This window comes from Cyanobacterium stanieri LEGE 03274 (assembly GCF_015207825.1).
Lineage (GTDB): Bacteria > Cyanobacteriota > Cyanobacteriia > Cyanobacteriales > Cyanobacteriaceae > Cyanobacterium > Cyanobacterium stanieri_B.
The window spans coordinates 82,384-104,027 of record NZ_JADEWC010000001.1 but is presented as its reverse complement, the minus strand read 5'-3'; the positions used below and the strand labels follow the sequence as shown (position 1 = coordinate 104,027).

The following is a 21,644-nucleotide window of genomic DNA, read 5'->3' as shown; positions in this document are numbered from 1 at the left end:
GTATTTTATATCAAGTTCTGATAATTTGTTATCTATAGATTGTATCTTTGTACCCCCACCGTGTAATTCATTACACGGCTAACCGTAGTTCGTTCAATAAATTGAACTAAGATATTGATATTACTAATTTGTAAGTGATCAAGGTGACTTGATATTAAACCTATAACCTGCAACCTGTACAGACGTACCATGATACATCCCCTACTATAGTGACAAATCTTGAACTGACGTTAATATATGAAATTAACATTGAAAATATTGTTGATAGTCAATGATTTTTTGTTTGAGTCTTTGACTTAGATATTCGTTGGCTTGGTGGAGGTTTTCCCAAATTAACATCGCCTCTTGATGATAACTCCTTATTTTTCCTTGATCCCAGTGTTTTGGCGGTACTTGTAGATTTGTGGTGCGATCGCACATTTTAACCATCCAAATTTCTGGGGGTTGTTGAAGAATCCTCATCAGACTATCTTCCATTTGGGCTTGTTTAGAAGGCAAATTTGTATTTTTAGTTAATGCTAAAACCCCATCAGCCACATCAATGCCAAATTCTTTTTTGAGATCCTGATAACCAAAGCCAGTATCCTCAATCACATCATGTAGCACCGCACATTGAATCAATAAATCAGGATAAATGACCTTACCATAACAAATAGTCGTCATAGCTTCCATGGCAACTGCCCCAAGATGATTAAGGTACGGAATATCAGAACCAGGCATTTTTTGCGTTTTATGAGCAAAAGAAACAAAATTCCAAGCCTGTAAATACTTTTCAGGATTCCAAATAATCATTCTTCTCCCTAGGCTCAATATAAAGGTTTTCCAAAACCACCCCAGCCCCTGCAATCCAAGGAGGTACAATCAAAGCACCAATAATGCCTAACACTTGCACACCTCCTAACACCGCCAACAACTGATATAAAGGCTCAACCTTAACGCTAGAACCCACCAACAAAGGATCTAATACATAAGTTTCTATATTTTGAATCACCAGAAATAAAAGTAACACCCATAAAAACACCCAGCCCCCCTGTGCCACCGCAACAATTAGGGCAGGTACTGAACCCAAAACAGGGCCAAAAAATGGTATTAAATTAGTAAACCCAGCAATTACCCCCAAACCAAGGGCAAATTCATTAATGCCAAGAATTTTTAAACCGATGGTAATAGCAACCCCTAGCACCAAAGACACCAGAATTCTCCCTTGAATATACTTACCCATTCTTTCGGTAACTGGTTCAAATTGAGCTTCTATTCTTTGATTCCATGGAGAAGGAAAAAGTCTGACAAATCCTTTGATCAGTTTATCTGAACCGGCCAAAAGATAACCCGATAATAAAATAGAGAGGATGAGGTTAAAAACCCCTCCAACGATACCCTTAGTAACTCCCAATGAGCTTAAAAGTAATTTTTGACTAGATCTAACCCCCCAAGAAATAAGGGCTTGTAAATCAAGGAGTTTGTCAATCAGTTCTAAGGCTCTAGGTTCGGTGATACCAAAACGCATTACCAAATTTTCAGCGGTATTACCTAGTATTTCAAGATAGAGAGGAAATTTTTGTATCAATCTTTGTAATTGAGTGAATACCGTTGGGCCAATTACTAATCCTCCTCCGACTAAAATGGCGATAATGATTAAGTAAGCAAGAATTACTCCAAGCCAACGGGGTAAAAACCTTTCTACATAGTCAACAATAGGAGAAAGGGTTGCGGCTAAAACTGTTGCAATCATTAGGGTGACCAGAAGCCCCCTTAAATGCCAAAGTAGAATTAAACATAGAATGACAGAAATTAATATTGCAAGACTACTCAGGGATATTTTTAGTCTTGATTCGTTCATAGGGGTATGGATCTAATTTTGTGATAGCTAATATTATTTCTCAATTCTACGTTGTTTTGATATTTAAATCATCAACCTTCTTGGCTTTCTTCTGTCATTTGATTTTTTGTGGAGAAGCCCCAAGCAAAGATACCAATGATAGTTACTATCATTAACCATTCTGGGGGTACTAAGTTTGGTTGTGCTACTTTAATAATTAGTCTTAGTCCTACTAAACCGACGGTAATAAATCCGGCTTCTTCTAGGTGAGTATATTCTTCTATCCAACGGATAAACAGTTGAGCAAGGAAACGAAGGGCAATAACTCCGATTGTTCCCCCTGCTATAATTAACCATATATCTTCAGCCACTGCGATCGCCGTTGTCACACTATCTAAGGAAAAAGCTAAGTCCGTAACGGCTATCATAGGAATAGCTTGCCAAAGCCCTTTAAAATTCAGACTAGAAACCCCCTCGGAGTCATCATTTTTATTGGTGTAGTAACGAAAAACAAGCCACAACAAGTATAACCCACCCGCTACGGAAAATTGCCAAAATTGAATCACCCATGTGGCTGTAACAATGAGGGTAATCCGCAAAACATAAGCTAATATCAAGCCGACATTAAGGGCATATTTCTGTTCTTTTTCATCACTTAACCCTTGAGCAATGGAGGCTAGGGCGATGGCATTATCGGCGGATAAAACCGCTTCTAGGGCAATTAATATAACTAATATGAAAAAAGTTTCGATGCCGAAATCAATGGAGGGATGTAAAACTTGGTCTAACATTAAGTATCTCGCCTATGGTGAACAGATATTGATTAATATAGCTTGAGTTGGAATGGGGTTTTGATTTTCTTGGTTATTATTAACAATTAGTTTACATTTTTTTTATTTTTTGAATAGTTTTAAGTTTCGTTGGGGTTAATTATCACTATTTTTGGTTTGATTATTAATCCTTCTTCTCCTTGTTTTATGGTACTAATACCTAAAAATTTTTGTTCATGGTTATAGGTGCGATAATAGTCATGGTTATTTTCTTGATTAAATTTTAATTTTTGTCCCTGTTGCCATCTCATACTTTCATTATCATTTAAGTTAATAGTCGGTAAATTTTCTAATAGTAAATCAGGTTTAATTAAAAATAGTTTATCATCTTTTTTTTCTTTTTCTAAAACCTCTAAGGTTACACTATTTTTTATTTCTAAGTTACAGCTTAATGTTCTTTCTAACTTTGCTAAGGTTGCCCCTGTACCTACTCTTTCCCCAAGGTCACGGGCGATCGCCCTTATGTAAGTACCTGCCCCACAAACAATCTCTACATCTAATTCTGGGTAATCTCCTGAGTCCCAGTTAATAATATTTATCTCAAATATTTCTACATTTCTAGGGATAATTTCTACATCTTTTCCCTGCCTTGCTAATTCATATAATTTTTTTCCACCCTGTTTTATGGCACTATATATGGGGGGAATTTGTACTATGTTACCAACAAAATGAGGAATAAAATTAGCAACATTTTCTAACTTTAAATCAGGACATTTATCCTGTCTAATTATCTCTCCCTCTAAATCATCTGTGGTGGTAACTACTCCAAATCTTATTCTAGCCCGATAGGCTTTTTTAGTAGGTAAAAACTGCAGTAGGCGAGTCGCTTTACCCACCGCCATAGGCAATACTCCCGTAGCGAGGGGATCTAATGTACCACCATGACCAACTTTTTTCGTATGTAATATTCTCCTTACCTTAGCAACACAATCATGGGATGAAAACCCCTTAGGTTTGTGGAGGTTAATAAATCCCATCATTGTCATTACCAATTATCCTCACAATCTTCTACCCTATAGATTAACAGGTTTATGGGAGGTATTCCAAATTTCTTGAGATCTTTTAATGGCTACCTCAAAATAATTATCAGTTTGTCTAATATTATTTAAGCCATTAGCCCCAGAAACATTAGAGTTAGGGAAAGAGTTAACAACCTCATCTTGACTAAGATTATCCCTTTCTTTATCATTCATTACAAAAGAGTCGAAAGCATTAACATTGCCACTATTTAGATCAATTTTTTCATGTAACTGAGGATAAAAATGATCACAGAAAACACTATCCATTTGGGTATTCTCATCAATAATCCAGTCTTCAATGGTTACCCCTGTTAAATTTGCCCCCGTAAATTGGGCAGATTTAGCATTAACGTTGCTCAAATCAACTTGAGTTAAATTAGCTTCAATGAATTTTGTACCCACTAAAACAGCTTCGGTAAAATAAGATTGACGTAAATCTGCTTGATTTAATTTAGAGTCAGTTAAATCAGTTTTGATGAAATAACAACCAGACATTTGTGCCTCTGTTAGATTAGAATTACAAATGGTAGCTTGACTTAAATCACTACCGTTGAATACTGCTTGATAAAGATTAGCGTCACTTAATGATGCTTTGTGAAGTTCAGCATCTTTCATAGTTACTTTTGTTAAATCTGCACGGTGGAAGTTTGCCCCTGCACAGTTGGCGTTGTTTAAACTTGCACCCCTCAAATTTGCTTCCCTTAGGTTTACGCCTTTAAAGTTGATACCGTCTAGGTTACGATAACTCAAGTCAACCCCTCTTAACTCTGGCAAAAGATTGGGATTGGCCTTGCGCCATAAGTTCCATTTCTGAACAGAGGTTAACATTTTTAGGTGTTGTGCTTGAGTAGTCATTGTAATATTTAAAGTTTTCTTAATCTTCTTAACCCATCGTAACATAAGTTTACAAAAATTGGGCAATAGTATCGTTAAATACTTTTTTCGGACAAGGGGTAGGGTAAAGGGGTTAGGAATTACATCAAATTCGGATAATTTGTTATCAATAGATTGTATCTTCGTCCACCGTGTAATGAATTACACGGCTAATGGTAGTTAGTTCAATTTATTGAACTAAGATATTGATCTTACTAATTTGTAAGTGACGTGATCAAGCAGACTTGATATTAGATATTAGCTAGGGGTTGATTGAGGCTGAATAAACTAAAGGCTATTTATTATTTACTGTTTTTTTCAGATTTGGTATAAGTATTAATTGTCCATGGTTAATTGTTTCCCTTAATCCCCACCGACGTTATTCCTATGAATATTTTAAAATCGAGTTTAATTGTTTCTTGTCAAGCCCCTAGTGATTCTCCTTTACATCAACCTGAGATGATAGGTGCGATCGCCCTTACATCTATTATGAATGGGGCAAAAGGAGTAAGAATCGATAGCCCAAGCCACATTCGGGCCGTGCGTAAACTAGCCCCTGATATTCCCATCATTGGTTTATGGAAACAAATGGGGCTTAACTCCTCAGTGTATATTACCCCTAGATATGAAGATGCGGTGGCAGTAAGTGAAGCGGGAGCGGATATAATTGCGGTGGATGCTACTTTGCGCCCTCGTCCTAACGGTGAACAAATGCCAGATATTATTGCTAGAATTAAGTCTAATTTAGATCGTTTAGTGATGGCTGATATTGATACCATCGAAAGTGCGATCGCCTCTAGCCAAGCAGGGGCAGACTTTATTGGTACAACCCTATACGGCTATACCGAAGATACCAACGATAAAACCCCTCCTAACTTCGACTTCCTCCAAGAATTAGTAACCACCATCGATAAACCAATTATTTGTGAAGGAGGCATAAAAACCCCCCAACAAGCAAAAAAAGCCCTCGAAATCGGAGCATTTGCCGTAGTAGTTGGCACAGCCATCACAGGAATAGACTTACAAACAAGAGAATATGTCGCCACCATCAATGGATAATGGCTATTTTTGTGTATTTTTCGGACTTAATTGAGTTAATTTAAATCCCGTAAATAAGCCAATAAATCTGCCATATCTTCCGCCGAAGGCTGAAACTTAGGCATCGGAGGAGTTTTACCGCTAATTACCTGATTAATAATACTTTCCTCCGACTTACGCTTAGAAACATTCGTTAAAGTTGGCCCCACATTTCCCACCCCCTGTATTCCATGACAACCAGCACAATTAACATTAAAAATAGCCTCCCCCCTTTCCCCATTACCCTGATAAGATAATACTTCTTGCACATAAGGATTTTTAGACGGTAGCAACCAAAATGAGAGAAATATTACCATCGTTAACATAACAACGCCAGAAACGGTTATGATTACGTTTCTGACTTCTGGTCTATTAATTTTTGTTTCTAATATCTGGTTGTTCACGGAATCATTGTTAACTTTTGGTTTACCTATTTAACATTCTGCAATATTTTGTCTCATTAATGCCACTTTTGCAGATTTAATTAACGTTTAAAAATGCGGAATTAGCTTGAAATATCTTAAATTGATACCATCCCATTGATCTAAAAACAACCTAGTATTGGTTATTATTTTTTATTAAAATTATCAAAATGCACAAACTATTATTCATGTCAACCCCCGTCGGTGCTTTAAGTTCAGGTATTGGAGGCGGAGTAGAATTAACCCTATATAACCTGATCCAAGAAATGCAAAAAAGAGGTTATGACATCACCACCATAGCCCCAAAAAACTCCTACTTTGCCAACGCCAAAATCATTGAAATTGAAGGTAGTGTGCATATTCCCGCCCAAACTCAAACTAGAGACATTCCCACGGTGATGCCCAAAAATTCAGTATTAGGTAATATGTGGGAATATGCCAGAAAAGTACAATCAGAATATGATTTGATTGTTAACTTTGCCTTCGATTGGCTTCCTTTTTATTTAACTCCTTTTTTCTCTACCCCCATTGCTCAATTTATCAGTATGGGTTCTTTATCAGATAGCCTTGATGAGATGATGGATAAAATCGCCCAACAATATCCCCATAATTTTGGAGTTTATACCAAGTCTCAGGCAAACACCTTTCCTTTTAGTCAGCTATGCGAAATCTTAGGCAGTGGTTTAGATTTATCCTTGTATCAATATAGTGAAAAATGTGAGCAAAAATTGGCATGGTTAGGAAGAATTGCACCAGAAAAGGCGCTCGAAGATGCTGTCAAGGCTTGTGATATTACCCAAGTTCCTTTATTAATTTTTGGTAAAATTCAAGATGAGCAATACTGGCAAAATATTCTTACTCAATATCCTGATGCACCCATCGATTATCGAGGTTTTTTATCCACTCAAGATTTACAGGAAGAATTAAGACAATGTCAGGGTTTGTTGATGACTCCCCGCTGGATTGAGGCTTTTGGTAATGTAGCTATTGAGGCTTTAGCTTGTGGTGTGCCTGTAATTGCTTATGCTAGGGGAGGGCCATCGGAAATTGTGGAAGATGGTAAGACGGGCTTTTTAGTAACCCCTGATAGTGTTGATGGTTTAGTGAAAGCTATTAATCAGTTATCTACCATTAATCGTTATGATTGTCGTTTGGTGGTGGAAAAGGAGTATTCTTTGGAGGTGTGGGGAGATAGGTTTGAGGCTTGGTTTAAAAAGATAGTTAAGACTAATTAGTTTAAGTAATTAGGCATAGTTGAAACTGAAAATAATTTCACCAACCTATTTATTGAACGGGTGGTCAAAGGAAGTAAGATTAATTAAAAGTCACTATAATTATTCATTACCATGAGTAAGTCAGAGGAAGATAAAGAAAAGGATTTGGAATTGCGTCGAGATGCTTTGCGAGGCCGACAATTTTCTTTGGCAGATTTAATTGGGCAAGAAGGAGGAGGGTTTCTTAAGGGAGAGTCTCCCGTGCCTTTTATTATTAGGTTGAAAACGGAAATCAAGTTATTTATTAGTAATAATCTTCGGGATAGCTCTGGAGCGCTACAGGCTGTATTACAAGATATGGTGGATGGGGCGGATAATAAAATTGGTAACCATGATACTGATCCTTTATCGGCCTTGAGGGCTATTATTGAGGAGATTATGGAGAGTGATAATTTATATTATGACTTTGTGAGACGGGTTGACCTTAAGTCTGGGCAAATAAGTGGCGATCGCCCTTACTTCCAAAAACCAGGACAACCAGCGCACCCTGAAGACGAATACTCCCACGAATCAGTTAAGGAAAAACTCTCAGAACTTTTGAGTATCATTGATACAATTCAAGGGTAGTTGGGGAATAGAGAATGGGGAATAGTTTAAACAATTAATATCAAATCCAGTGGATCAATTACAAATTAGCAATATCAATATCTTAGTTCAATTTATTGAACGAACTATCATTAGCCGTGTAATTTATTACACGGTGGGGCAAAGAAGATACAATCTATTTATAACGAAGTATCCAAACTTGATATAACTTGAGGTAAGGATAATATTTTTCGCCTTTTAAAATTGTAAACAATGGACAACGGATAATTAAAAAACTATTATCACCCCTACTCCCCATCACCCTTACTCCCCATCACCTAACACCTACCATCTAATTTAAGCCTCCACCAAAGTAAGAGCCTCCCCAGTGAGACTAAAAGCCCTTACCTGAGTAATTTTCACAGGGACAATTTTCCCTTTCAACTCATTTATATCCCCTGCAAAGAAAGTAAGACGATTACCATCTGTCCTACCCACCACCTGAGTAGCATCTTTGGGGTTAACATCCTCTACCAATACCTGTTCAATATTACCCAAATATCTTTGAGAACGTTCCGCCGCCTTAACAGATACTAAATGATTTAGGCGCGCGAGGCGATCGCCCTTAACCTCCTCACTAAGCTGATTTTCCCACTCCGCTGCAGGGGTTTGAGGACGAGGAGAATAAGCCGCCGTATTTAATTGATCAAAACCAATATCCTCCACTAACCTTAAAGTATTCTCAAACTGCTCCTCCGTTTCCCCAGGAAAACCCACAATAGCATCAGCACTAATGGCCGCATGGGGCATATAACCACGAATCTTGTTAATAATATCCCGATAACGCTCATGGGTATAACCACGCTTCATCGCCTTTAATACCTCATTATCCCCCGACTGGAAAGGAATATGGAAATGTTCGCATACCTTCGGTAACTCATGACAAGCCTTGATTAAACGCTCCGTAAAATAACGGGGGTGAGAAGTGGCAAAGCGGATGCGCTCAATACCTTCCACATCATGGATAAAATAAAGTAAATCCGTTAAAGTATGCTTATGTCTCCCTGTTTCCGTAGTACCTGGTAAATCACGACCATAGGCATCAATATTTTGACCAAGTAAAGTTATTTCCTTGTACCCTTGACGGGCTAACTCCTCAATTTCCCCCTTAATAGCTTCAGGGGTGCGAGACTGTTCTACCCCACGAGTATTAGGCACTACACAATAACTGCACCTTTCATTGCAACCATAGATAATATTAACCCAAGCCGAAACACTACTTTCCCGACGAGGTTTAGTAATATCCTCAAAAATATGTACAGGCTCAGTGGCAACAATCTGATTTCCCGCAAAAACTTGATCCAACAAACTATCAAGGCGATTGGCGTGTTGAGGCCCCATAATCAGGTCAATTTCAGGTACACGTCTTAAAAGTTGTTCTCCCTCCTGTTGTGCCACACAACCAGCCACCACAAGGGTTAAATCCCCCTCTTTGTGCTTTCTTTTGGCCTGTTTACCTAAATAAGAGTAAACCTTCTGTTCGGCATTATCCCTAATGCTACAGGTGTTATAAACAATAATACTAGCATCGTTAGGATCTTCGGTGAAATCATAGCCCATGGTTTCTAATATTCCTGCCATGCGCTCGGAGTCTGCTTTATTCATCTGACAGCCGAAGGTAGTGATATTATATCGACGATTGCTATTGGTCATATTTTCAATAAAAATTAAATATATAGTTAGTTTTTTTGCATATCTCTAATATACAAGAATTGAGCCTTTCTTCTGTTAAACTGTTTCCGAGGATTACCATGGAAAGAAAATAAAAAACAGCCTACTTCATTAATGGGGCAATCAACAAAGTATTACGAATAGTGAAAAATAAATTACAATAATCTTAATACATAAGTTAATCCGTAATCTTTTGGGATATTCTCTATATTAGGTCTTTTAGTATTTTTACATACAATAAAATTGCTCAAGGGGAATTAAATTTATCTTGGTTATATCTCATTAACAATACTAATTTATTTGTTTATTTAACTAAATAGATAATTTTTAAAAATGGCAAAATTCCATAATTAATATTCAGAAGAAATAAAGGAATAATTAAATTATTCTATGAATTAAATGATAAAATAATATAAAAAATAAAAACTAATGAAAGTTAATGTTTCAAGATACTTAAAACATTTAAAATATATTGTTCTCTTAGTCATTTGGCTTTCTCTTATTTTTTTAGAACAAGGAAACATTGCCCAAGAAATTTCCAATAATTTAAAAGCAATAAATGTTGGAGTTTATCAAAATAGCCCGAAAGTCTTTATTGATGAAAATGGTAATCCTCAAGGTTTTTGGGTAGATATTATTGATGAGATTGCAAGAATAAATAATTGGTCAATAGTTTATGTACCTTGTCGATGGGAAAGGTGTTTAAATTTAGTGGAAGCCAATGAATTAGATTTAATGGTTGATGTGGCTTATTCCCCTGAGCGCGATCGCACCTTCACTTTTAATAATAACGTAGTATTAGCCAGTTGGTCAGAGGTATACACAAGACCTGGATTAGAATTAAACTCGATCTTTGATTTAGATGGTAAAACTATTGGAATATTAAAATCGAGTATTCAACAGGAGGTGTTAGAAAAAGAAATACAAGCCTTTGGTATTTTTCCTCGATTAGTAAAAGTTGATAGTTTTGAAGATATTTTTATCCTCCTAGAAAATAGAGAAATAGACGCAGGAATAGTTAATAATTTTTTAGGCAGAAAGAACTTATTAGAATATAATATTTCGAGAACAAATATTTTGATTAATCCAGCCCGTTTACATTTTATTACCCCAAAAGGAGATCCTAAAAATATATTACCAGAACTAGATCTCACCCTAGAAAAACTAATGGATAACTCCGATTCTATTTATTATCAAGCAAGAAGTAGATGGTTAGAACCAGAAAAAATATTTGGTTGGCAAGATATACCAGAATTACTCATAAATTCCCTAATTTATATACCATTTTTCGCCCTAATTTTTCTCGCCCTGTGGAATTATTTCCTTAAAAAAGAAGTTGCCCGTCGCAAAATAGTAGAACAAAACTTACAAGAGAGCAAAAATAGTTATATTAACCTTACCAATAGTATCCCCGTCGGAGTATTTAGAACCGATAAAGATTTTAATTGCTTATACGTCAATGAATACTGTTGCCAATTAATGGGTTTATCTGCAGAAAAAATTAAAACTGAAGGCTGGTTAAATGGTATTCACCCCGAAGACAGAGAAAAAACAATCCATTGGACAAATTCCATTAAAAAAGGAGTAAACTTTGACATAGAATATCGTTTCCAACGGCCTGATAAATCCATAGTATGGGTTTTTGGACAATGTTTACCAGAATATGATCGCCATAATCAACTAAAAGGTTATATCGGTACTGTAACAAATATAAGCGATCGCATCTTAATCGAACAACAATTAAAACATAACGCTTTTCACGACAAACTAACAGGATTAGCAAACCGAGACTTACTCACCCAAAGACTAGAATTAGCCATCCAAAAACAGAAAAGAAATTCCCAAATTCAATTTGCCGTCTTATTCCTAGACTTAGATAACTTCAAAGTCATTAACGATAGTTTAGGACATTCCACGGGTGATAAATTACTCATCTCCATGGCAAAACTATTACAAGACTTCATCCGAGAAACAGATATTGCCGCCCGACTCGGAGGAGATGAATTTGTTATTTTATTAGAAGACATTGCCACCATTCAAGAAGCCATCACCGTAGCCCAAAGAATTATCCAAGCCCTCGAATCACCCTTTACCCTAGACAATAAAAACGTTTTCATCAAAACCAGTATCGGCATCACCACAGGCAGTGCAGAGGATGAGAAAGCCGAAAACATCCTCAGAGATGCAGATATAGCCATGTATCGGGCTAAACAAAGAGGAAAGGGCAAATATGCCATCTTCGATCCCATTATGCACTCCCAGGTCGTGGAAAGACTACAAATGGAAAATGATTTACGTCACGCCCTTGATAATCAGGAATTTATTTTAAACTATCAACCCATCGTTAACCTAGAATCATCCGTCATCGAAGGTTTTGAAGCCCTTATCCGTTGGCAACATCCAAAAAAAGGGTTAATTTCTCCCTTCAAATTTATTTCCATTACCGAAGAAATGGGGTTAATAATCCCCCTAGGGCAATGGATTTTAAAAACAGGTTGTCAACAATTATCTACATGGCAAAAACAATTTAACTATCCCTTAAAATTAAGCATTAATTTATCCGTAAAACAGTTAAATAATTCTTTGATTACTACTTTAGATGAAATTCTTTCTGAATATGAAATTTTACCCAACACCTTGAGCCTAGAAATTACTGAAAGTATGTTGATAGAAAATCTTGAGTCCACTTTTTATTTATTACATCAAGTAAAAGAAAGAAATATTTCTATTAGTATTGATGATTTTGGCACAGGATATTCTTGTTTTAGTTATTTACATCGTTTACCTGTAGATATTCTCAAAATTGATCGCAGTTTTGTCCATAATTTAGAGTTTAATCATCATAATCAATTGATTACCGAATCAATTATTGTTTTATCTAAATCCATCGGGATGTCTGTTATTGCTGAAGGGGTAGAAGCAGTGGAACAAAAAAACTGGTTAAAACAGCATGGATGTTCGTGGGGGCAAGGTTACTTCTTTTCTCCTCCTCTGTTACCTCTCCAAGCTACCATGGTACTCGAAAAGGGTTCTTATCAAGAGTATATAAACAATAAACAGATTTAATTTTGGGGAGAATGTATTAAAATTAACTGATAATAGGCCAAAATTTTATTATATTTTAATTTATTGCTTCATTACGGCTTTTTTGCAAAACACCCTTAATTTATGAGTCAGAATTCTTTCATCGGAACAGTTTATTTAGTGGGCGCAGGTCCCGGGGACCCCGGATTACTTACGGTTAAGGGAAAATCACTGTTAGAATTGGCAGATGTGGTGGTGTATGATGCCCTAGTTAGTCCAGAAATTTTAGATATTATTAGCCCCTACGCCGAAAAAATCAACGCAGGGAAACGCCGTGGTCGCCATTCTTTGCCCCAAAATGAAACTAATGAAATTTTGATCGAAAAAGCCCGTGAACACGCCATAGTGGTACGCCTGAAGGGGGGAGATCCCTTTGTTTTTGGTCGGGGAGGAGAGGAAATGGCGGATTTAATCAAAGCTGGGATTCCTGTGGAAGTGGTACCGGGGATTACTTCTGGTATTGCCGCTCCTGCTTATGCCGGTATTCCTGTTACTCATCGGGGTTATAGTTCATCGGTTACTTTTGTTACCGGCCATGAATCGGTGGGAAAATATCGCCCTAATGTGGATTGGAGTGCGATCGCCCGTGGTTCGGAAACTATAGTTATTTATATGGGAATCCATAACCTTCATCAAATTATTCCCCAATTAATGGAGGCAGGGTTGACACCCCAAACCCAAATAGCGCTTATTCGTTGGGGTACACGTCCCGATCAACAGGAGTTATATGGTAATCTGGAAAATATCATTGAGAAAGTAGAATCATCAGGATTTGAAGCCCCTGCCATTGCTGTTATTGGTAAAGTGGTGGCATTTAGACAAGCAATAAGCGATATGGTATTTAGTTAAATTACAATTTTAGGCAGGGAATAGGACATCTCGACTTCCCTCCATAACCACGGGGAATACTGATAATATTTAGCGTTGCCGATTTTAGGTATGATTTCTCGTTGAGGAAGGGAACGGTTATAATATTTAGAAGTCTTGGTTTTTAGTGTAATTCAACCATATTTCATACCATAACCCGTGCAATGCTAATATTTTTGTGGTATTTTTAATTTTTTTGACCATCAACTATCATAAAATGTTTGAATAGGTTAATGATAGGGTTATTAATGTGGTTCATTTAACTAAGGTTGGATTAGTTTTAAATAAGTTTTTTGTTAAACAATTATCGGAAAAAGAAAGGGAAGTTTATCAATATCAATGCTCATTTCATCAATGGAGCGAAACAGGACAGGAATTAAGGGCGATCGCCCGTATTTTGTATGATATAAAAGTAGTAGGAGCAATATTTCAAAATACCATTATTACCAGAGAAGAAATAGACGAAGAAAAACTATCTACAGAAAATTGGACATTACAATTAATTAATAAAATAACACTAAATCCAGATAATTTAAACCAAAGAAAAGCCCTCGAAAAAATAGAAAGAAATAACCTATATAAACAACTAAAAAAACATAAACATAGTGCCATCCAAAAAACCAACGAAGGAATTATATGGTGGATAACAGGGCAAGAAGGCACAGCCAAATATGGAGAAGGTTGGGAAGTACATAGAGGAAAAAAAATAGATGTAGATATTGCCGCCGATGGCAGACTATTCTTGGAAATCGATAGCCATCATCGCTTTTATACCCCTTGGACATTACAACAATGGTTAGAGAAATATCCCGATGCACCTTTTAAGTATATGAGAAATACTTACAAAATAGAGGGTAAATATCTTAGCTGGATATTAAAAGACATCACCGATGAAAATCCAGAAACAATGATGATTGAAAATACCCAAACCAGCCTTGCACAATATCATCGAGAAAGGGGGGCAACAGAAAAAGAAATCAAGAATTCTCAGTTAATTTTAGTTAAAAAAGCCAATGGTTTTAATAATCAATTAATTCCCCATTTATCCTCTCGAGTATCTCCTTCCCTTACCATGGAAATGTTAGCCCATGTGGCAGAAAATACAGATTTTGAGGAAAAAAAAGAAGTTCAAGAAGTATTTCAACTGATTAAAAAATCTTTCCAACAACGTATTGATGAATCTACCTTTATTGCTAATGAAATTGCCACTAAAATCTATCAAGTTGATGATAAAAACTACAAATGTGAAGCCATAAAAGTGACTGGTTTTAAATTACCTGAAGCAGAAATTTTAGCTAAAAAAGGAAAGGTAAATAAAGTTAGTCAAGTAAGACAAAAAGGCTGTGCAAAGGTAGGGGAATTAAAATTAGGTTGTTTAAATTTATACAATGACGCGCATCAATATCCTGCAGAAGTAGAAAAATGTTTATTAGATATTGCTAGAAGTAGTGATGTTGAAATTAATTATCAATCCTATCGCAATGCTCAAGATTTTCCCCATCATGATTTAGAAAGAAAAATGTTTTGGCAAAAATGGGCAGATGAGGGTATTAAAACAGTTTTAGTAGTGTTAAAAGAGCGTTTAGGTAATACAAAAAAAATTGAGATTAGAAAATCTGCCTTTAGTGCAGGTATTGCCACACAATTTATCATTGCAAAACCCAAGGCAAACGCTTACAAAGCCACTAATGTGGTGTTAGGATTATTGTGTAAAGCCCAATGGCAAACAGTGCATTTAAAGCCCTCTAACTATGCTCAAACGGCGGACTTAATTATTGGCTTTGATACAGGGACAAATCGTCAGTTATACTATGGTACTCCAGCGTATGCTATTTTAGCCGATGGGCAAAGTTTAGGATGGGAATTGCCCGATGTGCAACGGGGAGAGGCTATTTCAGGGAAAGTAGTTTGGCAAATAATTTCTAACCTAGTTTTGAAATTTTATCATAAGTGCGATCGTTATCCCCACCGAATCTTAATTATGAGAGATGGATTAGTGCAAAAAGAAGAATTTAGCCTAACCATAGAGGAATTAAAACAACAACAAATAGCCCTCGACATCCTCAGTGTGAGAAAAAGTGGCACAGGTAGAATGGGATGTTTTAACCCCCAAAGCGATAAATATTATGATGCCCCATCCGGCACAGTTTTTTTTATGAATAACAGTAAGTCTTTTTCCATCGTCACCCATCAACCTGTGAATAAAAACATCGGTAGTGTAAAACCCCTTAAGGTTATCCATGAATATGGAGATGCGCCTTTGAATATTCTTGCCTTACAAACCTATCATCTCGCCCAACTTAACCCCGCTAGTGGTTATAGTGCCTCTCGTTTGCCTTGGGTGTTACATCTTGCGGATAAGAGTAGTAAGGAGATGCAAAGAATGGGTAGTGTGAGTGTTTTACAAAATGTAGATAGGGAAAAACTCATTAGCGTTTAATTAGATTTTGCTCAATTCAAGCATAACAAAATCATCATTACCAATTCTCCATTATCAATTCACTCCACCACTAGAATTTTATTGCAGGAATTAAAGTTACTCCATAGACATTTGCTCGTTAATCATAGACAATTAAAAATGACTTCAAGACATTTAATAAAAAATGAAACCGATTGTCATTAGCTTAGGCATTATTTTTGTATGTGCTGGGATGTTAATTTTCTCCGTGATTTTTAACAATAATTCCAGTGCGGTGGCATCAACTACCACCCAAGAAATTCAGGCAGAGTCACCCACTTTGGTGGCTAGTGCAAGTCAACTTATGGAAACAGGAAATATGGAAATCGATTTATCTAACGCTCAAACTTCTTCTACTGGTTTAATTTCTGTGCAAACTGAGGCAGGGGATGGAGAATCTCCCACTAGGGGGCAAAAAGTAACGGTGCATTACACTGGTTATTTAGCAGAAGAAGGTTATAAGAGAGGTAAAAAATTTGATAGCTCAAAAGATAGAAACCAACCTTTTACCTTTACCATAGGAGTAGGGCAAGTTATTAAAGGATGGGATGAAGGGGTTGCTAATATGAAAATTGGTGACAAAACTACTCTCATTATTCCCCCAGATTTAGGTTATGGGGCTAGGGGCGCTGGTGGTGTCATTCCTCCTAATGCTACTCTGATTTTTGATGTGGAATTATTGGGTATCAATTAAAATAATTGACAATTAAGAATGAACAATGGACAATTAAATTAAAGTTATTTCTAGTTTGTCTTGCTTGTATCTAAATTGTTAAGATAGAGGATGAAGTTCTTAATTTCTATGGCTTATTGGAGTTGAAAACATTATTTTTCTACAAGCTATTTTAAGACTAATAAAGAAGTAATATAAATATTTAATTGTCCATTGACGTGAGTATTAATAGTAATAAAGAGCAAAAATGGGGCTGGTGGTTTTTATTACCCCTCTATCCCTATAATCGTAGGGCAACCATCAGAAAGGAAGTATTAAAAGATAAGATTTGGACTTTTGAGCAACCTCATGGGTTGTTATATGCGGTTGTGCCTATTCGCATGACGGTGGTGAAGTTGGAGGAGGGGGGTTTATTGGTATATTGCCCGATCGCCCCTACCCAAGAATGTGTAAAATTAGTGAGAGAATTGGAGGCACTCCATGGCAACATTAAATATATTATCCACTCTACAAGTTCAGGGTTAGAACATAAAATATTTGTACCCCCTTTTGCCCGTCGCTTCCCCTACGCCGAGATTTATTGTGTACCCAGTCAATGGACTTTCCCTTTTCGTTTACCATTATCTTGGGTGGGTTTCCCCATCAATAGAACAAAATTTTTACCCCTCGATTGGCGGGAATCTCCCTTTGCCAAGGAATTTGAATATCATATCCTCGACATTGACTTAACCCAAGGCTCATTTTCCGAGGTTGCCATGTATCATAAATCATCTCGTACCCTATTGGTGACGGATACGGTTATATCTATTCCCGAAAAACCTCCCGAAATTGTCCAATTAAACCCCTTCCCTTTACTTTTCCATGCCCGTGAAACGGCCCTTGATGACTTGCCTGACAATGAATTTAACCGTCTCAAAGGATGGCAAAGAATATGTCTATTTGCCCTTTATTTTCGCCCGAGTATGATTGATACGGTGGGTTTAAAAGAATTAATTATCAACGCCATCAATGCGCCTAACCGTAGTCGTCGTAATTATTTTGGGCTTTTTCCCTTCCGTTGGTTATCGGGGTGGCAAACCTCATTTATGGCCATCCGTAACCGTCTTTTAGTAGCCCCTATCCTTGAAAGCCTTATTTTACCCCAAGCCTCGAAAAAGGTTTTAAATTGGGCGAATTTGGTATCTTTATGGAATTTTGAATATATTATCCCAGCGCACTTTGACGCACCCATTAAATCTAACGGAATACAATTTAAACAGGCTTTTACCTTTATTGATAAGAATAGCACTAACCTTTATTTATTATATCCTGGGGGCGATCGGCAAATATACCTCAAAGACGCTAACTTTATTCAAATTTTAGAAAAAAATCTCATTAAACTAGGCATCGCTAAACACCCCAAGGATGATTAGTAAAAAATAGACATAGACAATGGACAATGATTTAAAACGATCATTAATCAAATTAAACCACTGCCTATTGCCCACCCTAATGACAAATTATACCTAAAATCAGCAACGACTTATCGATAATTAACCAACCTAGCAAAACTATCAGCCTGGAGACTAGCGCCCCCCACTAAAGCCCCATCAATGTCAGATTGTGCCATAATTTCATCCACATTATCAGGTTTTACCGAACCACCATACTGGATAGTAACATCCTTATTCGTTAACTGCCCACGAATCAAACCGATAACCCGATTAGCCTCCGTTGCTTCGCAAGTATCCCCAGTACCAATCGCCCATATGGGTTCATATGCTATAATTAAGTTATCCTGATCAACATCTACCAAACCTTTTTTAAGTTGGTCAAAAATAACTTGTTCAGTTTCCCCCCCATCTCTCTGGGCTTTACTTTCACCCACACACAAAATAGGAGTTAAACCGTGACTTTGTGCCGCCAACAATCTCTTATTGACAGTCTCATCAGTTTCTCCAAAATACTGACGACGCTCACTATGGCCCACAATAACATAATTTAAACCAATTTCCGTTAACATAGCTCCAGAAACCTCCCCAGTGAAAGCCCCTTCCTTCGCCCAGTGGATATTTTGCGCCCCTAGTTTAACTCGGCTACCATGTAAATTTTTTGACATAAAATTTAAACTGGTGAAAGGTACACATAAAACTACCTCTCTTTTTTCGGGGGTATCTTCTAAGTGAGGTAAAAAACCTTGTAAAAACTCTAAAGATTCTCTCTGAGTTTTGTGCATTTTCCAGTTACCAGCAATAATAATTCTACGCACTTTTTCTCCTATACTTTTATACTTTAATTCAGCTAGTTAATTAAAATTATTAATCTCTATGTTTGCGAAAACTTGTGACTATCTATGATTAAACAAAACCCACATTATTTAGGGTAAGATAAATAAAACCATCAGTGATACCTTTGACATCCCAAAAATATCAACTAGCGGTATCGTAGTACAATATATCGATTGTTTACCCTCTGTCAATGGGTTTATCAATAATTGATTGATAGGTAGCCTGAGTTTAACATCTTCATAGGAAGGCAGGGAATGGGCAATAGTGGTAATATTTTTAATAATCAATAGTTTTGATCATCAAAATATATTTCACACCGTAATTAAACAACATCACACCTCTAACCTACACCCCAAAACTTGTGCTACCCATAACCCGTTATCCCGAATTGAGGTTAAATAGTTAAATACTTATATATAATTCAAATATAGGCAACCCATAAAACAGCACAATTATATGATGAACATCAATGTCAAGTATGGACTATTTAAATACGAAGTAAAAGACTACTACTCTATTTTAGGTGTACCCATTGATGCTAGCGCCAAAGACATTCGTTTACGCTATCTCAAAATTGCCTATCAATTGCACCCCGACACCTGTAGTGCCGAAACTCCCGAAGAAAAAGAAAAAGCAAGTCAAATTCTCTCCAAATTAGTTAATCCAGCCTATGAAAATCTTTATAAAGATAAACTAAGGAAAGAATGTCAATTAATCTTTGCAGAAATGAGTAGAAGATTAGCCTCCCAAGTCAATGATATTACCATTAGCACCGAAATTGCTAAAACCCTGCATCAAGCCGAAAAAAATAGAGATAAACTCTACCATGAGTTAGTCCAAAAAATAGCAGTTGACCAATATCAAGACATTAACACAGTGCTCACAAAAATAGCTCTCATCAGTGAGTTAAATATGGTTTATTTAATGTCTCAAAATGAAACTCAACGGCGGGAAAATATCTCCCGTAGCTCAAGAAATGTGGGAGAAATTCAATCATCTGAAGCGATTATCACCCAACAACCATCCCCAGAAACCGTCGCTAATAATACCACTCAAGTTCAAAACGAAACAGAAGCTACTCCTCAAGCCGAAGCAGGTGTTAATCGGTTAGATAGATTAATCGCTAATGCTGAAAATGCGGCTAAAATTGGTAATCTGGAACAGGCTATCTTAGATATGCGCGAGGCTCTTAAACTCGATAACGCTAATCCTAAGGTTCATGGTTTAATTTCCTATTATTATTATAAACAGGGTAATAAAACCTACGGCAAAATTCATTATAATAAAGCCTTTTCTCTTAATCCTAATGAGCCTATAGTTAGACAAATTAAAGAAGAATTTTTAGAAGAAAATAAAAAGACAAAGGGTAAATCTTCTAAAGGAAAAGGAAAAAATAAAGATGATAAAAAAGAAGGTCCTACGGTTTTTGGTATTCGTTTATGGTAGGATAAACGGTGAATTTGCCCAAGTTTGTCAAGTAATTAAACGAAAATCAGACTATGCTTCATCAAGCCCCTGCAGGCGCTAGAGACTTATTGCCCTTAGAAGTTGCCCAAAAAAGCTGGATTAATGATCGACTTCAGCAAGTATTTCAAAATTGGGGTTATAAAAGGATTGTTACTTCCACTATTCAATGGTTAGATACTTTAATGGCAGGAGGTGCGATCAAACCTACTACGGTGATACCCTTACAAAATATCGGAGAGGGAAATCTTGCCTTACGTCCAGAATTGACGGCCTCCATTGCCCGTGCTGCGGTGACGAGAATGCAGAATGACACGGTGCAAAGGCTGTGTTACCGTGCCAATGTGTTTCGCAACAGTGCTGAGGGGCATCATGGTAAACAGTTAGAATTTTATCAAGCTGGGGTGGAATTACTCTTTACTGATGGACTTTTGGCTGATGGGGAAACCATTCTTTTGGTGGCTAATTGTTTGGAAAGGTTAGGTATTCAAGAATGGCAGTTGTTGTTGGGGGATGCTGGATTAACTAAGGGGCTTTTAAGTCAATTTCCTAGCCATCTCAGAGGAGATATTCTCAATTGTTTGGCTAATTTAGATCGTGTTGCCTTGGAAGGGTTAAAATTGGATGGGGATTTAAAGGTTAAGGCTTTAGAGTTATTTGATTTGAGAGGGAATGCGCAACAGGTTTTAAGTAGAGTTAGTAGCCTAGATATTGATGGGGATACCAGAAAAGCGGTTAAGCATCTTGAGGATTTATTGGAGTTGGTAAATCACAGTTATGGTAAGCCTCTGCCCATTGTGTTGGATTTAAGTTTGGTGCAAACCTTTGATTATTATACGGGGATTGTTTTTGAAGTAGTTGGTTTTAGTGATAGTCAACCTCGTGTATTGGGGCAGGGGGGAAGATATAATCAATTATTAGGTTTATACCATCCTCAAAAGGAGGATTATCCCGGTATTGGTTTTTCTTTTAATATTGAGGATTTACATAGTTGTTTATTGTCGGGGGCCAATTTACCAAAAACGACTCCTCCTAGTGATTGGCTGGTTATTCCTGAAAATTCTGAGGCAGCAAAAATGGCTTTAGATTATGCCCAAAGGTTGCGCCATAGTGAACATATTGTCAGGGTGGAGTTAGAATTACAATATCGCTCGGCGGAGCAAATTAGGCTTTATGCTGAGGATGAAGGTATTAAGTATTTGGCTTGGATTGGGGCTGATGGTATGCCTAAAATTGAAGTTGTTTAATGTTTCTAGGTGAT

Annotated in this window: 18 protein-coding genes; 10 read left to right on the top strand and 8 right to left on the bottom strand. The window is 36.9% G+C overall.

Translation table 11 applies throughout. The features are described from left to right. Positions 1-243 precede the first annotated feature (243 nt). The 5 genes from IQ215_RS00455 to IQ215_RS00435 form a co-directional block, all read right to left on the bottom strand. On the bottom strand, positions 244-792 hold the full coding sequence (locus IQ215_RS00455) for an HD domain-containing protein (RefSeq protein WP_193799355.1): 549 nt from the start codon (positions 790-792) through the stop codon (positions 244-246). Next, complete coding sequence (locus tag IQ215_RS00450; protein ID WP_193799354.1) at positions 773-1,840, bottom strand: AI-2E family transporter; 1,068 nt, start codon at positions 1,838-1,840, stop codon at positions 773-775. The genes IQ215_RS00455 and IQ215_RS00450 overlap by 20 nt, the downstream gene beginning before the upstream one ends. A gap of 71 nt (positions 1,841-1,911) precedes the next feature. Beyond that, positions 1,912-2,610 carry a TerC family protein gene (locus IQ215_RS00445; RefSeq protein WP_193799353.1) on the bottom strand — a complete coding sequence of 233 codons (699 nt, stop codon included), beginning with the start codon at positions 2,608-2,610 and terminating at the stop codon, positions 1,912-1,914. Between the two features lie 119 nt (positions 2,611-2,729). Next, the gene (gene truB, locus IQ215_RS00440; RefSeq protein WP_193799352.1) at positions 2,730-3,629 is read right to left on the bottom strand and encodes a tRNA pseudouridine(55) synthase TruB; all 900 of its coding nucleotides are present in this window, start codon (positions 3,627-3,629) and stop codon (positions 2,730-2,732) included. A 33-nt stretch (positions 3,630-3,662) separates the two neighbouring features. Further along, positions 3,663-4,523, bottom strand: a complete 861-nt coding sequence (locus tag IQ215_RS00435; RefSeq protein WP_193799351.1) for a pentapeptide repeat-containing protein — start codon at positions 4,521-4,523, stop codon at positions 3,663-3,665. 405 nt (positions 4,524-4,928) lie between these two features. Between IQ215_RS00435 and IQ215_RS00430 the strand changes: the two genes are divergently transcribed. Continuing rightward, complete coding sequence (locus tag IQ215_RS00430; protein WP_193799350.1) at positions 4,929-5,600, top strand: N-acetylmannosamine-6-phosphate 2-epimerase; 672 nt, start codon at positions 4,929-4,931, stop codon at positions 5,598-5,600. 35 nt (positions 5,601-5,635) lie between these two features. On the opposite strand, the gene IQ215_RS00425 is transcribed toward IQ215_RS00430, so the two are convergent. Further along, entirely contained in the window at positions 5,636-6,022 is a 387-nt protein-coding gene (locus tag IQ215_RS00425; protein WP_193799349.1) for a c-type cytochrome, read from the bottom strand. Positions 6,023-6,210: 188 nt separating this feature from the next. Between IQ215_RS00425 and IQ215_RS00420 the strand changes: the two genes are divergently transcribed. Together IQ215_RS00420 and IQ215_RS00415 are read left to right on the top strand one after the other, a co-directional pair. Next, positions 6,211-7,275 (top strand): glycosyltransferase family 4 protein, encoded by a 1,065-nt coding sequence (locus tag IQ215_RS00420; protein ID WP_193799348.1) that lies wholly within the window; start codon positions 6,211-6,213, stop codon positions 7,273-7,275. Positions 7,276-7,386: 111 nt separating this feature from the next. After that, the gene (locus IQ215_RS00415; protein ID WP_193799347.1) at positions 7,387-7,881 is read left to right on the top strand and encodes a hypothetical protein; all 495 of its coding nucleotides are present in this window, start codon (positions 7,387-7,389) and stop codon (positions 7,879-7,881) included. A 315-nt stretch (positions 7,882-8,196) separates the two neighbouring features. Here IQ215_RS00415 and miaB read toward each other — a convergent pair whose 3' ends face one another. Next, entirely contained in the window at positions 8,197-9,552 is a 1,356-nt protein-coding gene (miaB, locus tag IQ215_RS00410) for a tRNA (N6-isopentenyl adenosine(37)-C2)-methylthiotransferase MiaB (protein WP_193799346.1), read from the bottom strand. A gap of 447 nt (positions 9,553-9,999) precedes the next feature. On the opposite strand from miaB, the gene IQ215_RS00405 reads away from it, so the two are divergent. The 5 genes from IQ215_RS00405 to IQ215_RS00385 all read left to right on the top strand — a co-directional run bounded on the left by IQ215_RS00405 (position 10,000) and on the right by IQ215_RS00385 (position 18,064). Next, positions 10,000-12,636 carry an EAL domain-containing protein gene (locus IQ215_RS00405; protein ID WP_193799345.1) on the top strand — a complete coding sequence of 879 codons (2,637 nt, stop codon included), beginning with the start codon at positions 10,000-10,002 and terminating at the stop codon, positions 12,634-12,636. Positions 12,637-12,738: 102 nt separating this feature from the next. Beyond that, the gene (gene cobA, locus IQ215_RS00400) at positions 12,739-13,503 is read left to right on the top strand and encodes a uroporphyrinogen-III C-methyltransferase (RefSeq protein WP_193799344.1); all 765 of its coding nucleotides are present in this window, start codon (positions 12,739-12,741) and stop codon (positions 13,501-13,503) included. 268 nt (positions 13,504-13,771) lie between these two features. Beyond that, the gene (locus IQ215_RS00395) at positions 13,772-15,961 is read left to right on the top strand and encodes an argonaute PAZ domain-containing protein (RefSeq protein ID WP_193799343.1); all 2,190 of its coding nucleotides are present in this window, start codon (positions 13,772-13,774) and stop codon (positions 15,959-15,961) included. A gap of 163 nt (positions 15,962-16,124) precedes the next feature. Then, on the top strand, positions 16,125-16,673 hold the full coding sequence (locus tag IQ215_RS00390; RefSeq protein WP_193799342.1) for an FKBP-type peptidyl-prolyl cis-trans isomerase: 549 nt from the start codon (positions 16,125-16,127) through the stop codon (positions 16,671-16,673). 197 nt (positions 16,674-16,870) lie between these two features. Beyond that, on the top strand, positions 16,871-18,064 hold the full coding sequence (locus tag IQ215_RS00385; protein WP_193799458.1) for a DUF4336 domain-containing protein: 1,194 nt from the start codon (positions 16,871-16,873) through the stop codon (positions 18,062-18,064). Between the two features lie 110 nt (positions 18,065-18,174). Here the strand turns inward: IQ215_RS00385 and tpiA are convergent, their stop codons facing one another. Beyond that, entirely contained in the window at positions 18,175-18,900 is a 726-nt protein-coding gene (tpiA, locus tag IQ215_RS00380; RefSeq protein ID WP_193799341.1) for a triose-phosphate isomerase, read from the bottom strand. Positions 18,901-19,375: 475 nt separating this feature from the next. On the opposite strand from tpiA, the gene IQ215_RS00375 reads away from it, so the two are divergent. Continuing rightward, positions 19,376-20,365: a J domain-containing protein gene (locus IQ215_RS00375; protein ID WP_193799340.1), complete on the top strand. Its 990-nt coding sequence runs from the start codon at positions 19,376-19,378 to the stop codon at positions 20,363-20,365. Positions 20,366-20,418: 53 nt separating this feature from the next. Then, on the top strand, positions 20,419-21,630 hold the full coding sequence (locus IQ215_RS00370) for an ATP phosphoribosyltransferase regulatory subunit (RefSeq protein ID WP_193799339.1): 1,212 nt from the start codon (positions 20,419-20,421) through the stop codon (positions 21,628-21,630). The last annotated feature ends 14 nt before the right edge of the window (positions 21,631-21,644 follow it).

Excerpts from the sequence above, each read along its gene's own strand:
- truB (WP_193799352.1), bottom strand. The coding sequence starts at position 3,629 with ATGATGGGATTTATTAACCTCCACAAACCTAAGGGGTTTTCATCCCAT.
- miaB (WP_193799346.1), bottom strand. The coding sequence starts at position 9,552 with ATGACCAATAGCAATCGTCGATATAATATCACTACCTTCGGCTGTCAG.
- IQ215_RS00445 (WP_193799353.1), bottom strand. The coding sequence starts at position 2,610 with ATGTTAGACCAAGTTTTACATCCCTCCATTGATTTCGGCATCGAAACT.
- IQ215_RS00405 (WP_193799345.1), top strand. The coding sequence starts at position 10,000 with ATGAAAGTTAATGTTTCAAGATACTTAAAACATTTAAAATATATTGTT.
- cobA (WP_193799344.1), top strand. The coding sequence starts at position 12,739 with ATGAGTCAGAATTCTTTCATCGGAACAGTTTATTTAGTGGGCGCAGGT.
- IQ215_RS00435 (WP_193799351.1), bottom strand. The coding sequence starts at position 4,523 with ATGACTACTCAAGCACAACACCTAAAAATGTTAACCTCTGTTCAGAAA.
- IQ215_RS00430 (WP_193799350.1), top strand. The coding sequence starts at position 4,929 with ATGAATATTTTAAAATCGAGTTTAATTGTTTCTTGTCAAGCCCCTAGT.
- IQ215_RS00370 (WP_193799339.1), top strand. The coding sequence starts at position 20,419 with ATGCTTCATCAAGCCCCTGCAGGCGCTAGAGACTTATTGCCCTTAGAA.
- IQ215_RS00455 (WP_193799355.1), bottom strand. The coding sequence starts at position 792 with ATGATTATTTGGAATCCTGAAAAGTATTTACAGGCTTGGAATTTTGTT.
- IQ215_RS00390 (WP_193799342.1), top strand. The coding sequence starts at position 16,125 with ATGAAACCGATTGTCATTAGCTTAGGCATTATTTTTGTATGTGCTGGG.
- IQ215_RS00415 (WP_193799347.1), top strand. The coding sequence starts at position 7,387 with ATGAGTAAGTCAGAGGAAGATAAAGAAAAGGATTTGGAATTGCGTCGA.
- IQ215_RS00375 (WP_193799340.1), top strand. The coding sequence starts at position 19,376 with ATGATGAACATCAATGTCAAGTATGGACTATTTAAATACGAAGTAAAA.
- IQ215_RS00420 (WP_193799348.1), top strand. The coding sequence starts at position 6,211 with ATGCACAAACTATTATTCATGTCAACCCCCGTCGGTGCTTTAAGTTCA.
- IQ215_RS00450 (WP_193799354.1), bottom strand. The coding sequence starts at position 1,840 with ATGAACGAATCAAGACTAAAAATATCCCTGAGTAGTCTTGCAATATTA.